1 protein-coding gene is annotated in these 222 nt (G+C 37.4%); it reads left to right on the top strand.

Annotated features, from left to right (window positions below; genetic code table 11):
• On the top strand, positions 1–222 hold a 222-nt coding region (locus tag HH682_RS15625), incomplete at both ends, for a fimbria/pilus outer membrane usher protein (RefSeq protein WP_214238386.1).

The raw sequence follows: 222 nt of genomic DNA, 5'->3' as shown, positions 1-222 counted from the left end.
TCACCGATTATTAGAGGGGTGGCTCAAACAAACGCCCTAGTTTCTATATTACAAAATGGCTCAACTATTTATCAAAAAAATGTTCCACCTGGCCCTTTTTCTTTCGATAATATTCAACCAACCGGAACATCTGGTGATTTAGTTATAAAAGTATTAGAGGCGAATGGTAATGTACAAACTTTTACAGTCCCTTATTCTTCTGTACCGGGCATGCTAAAACCA

Source organism: Rosenbergiella gaditana (assembly GCF_018494065.1).
Classification (GTDB): Bacteria; Pseudomonadota; Gammaproteobacteria; order Enterobacterales; family Enterobacteriaceae; genus Rosenbergiella; species Rosenbergiella gaditana.
The sequence above is the reverse complement of the archived record's forward strand: the minus strand, read 5'-3'. Positions and strand labels throughout refer to the sequence as shown.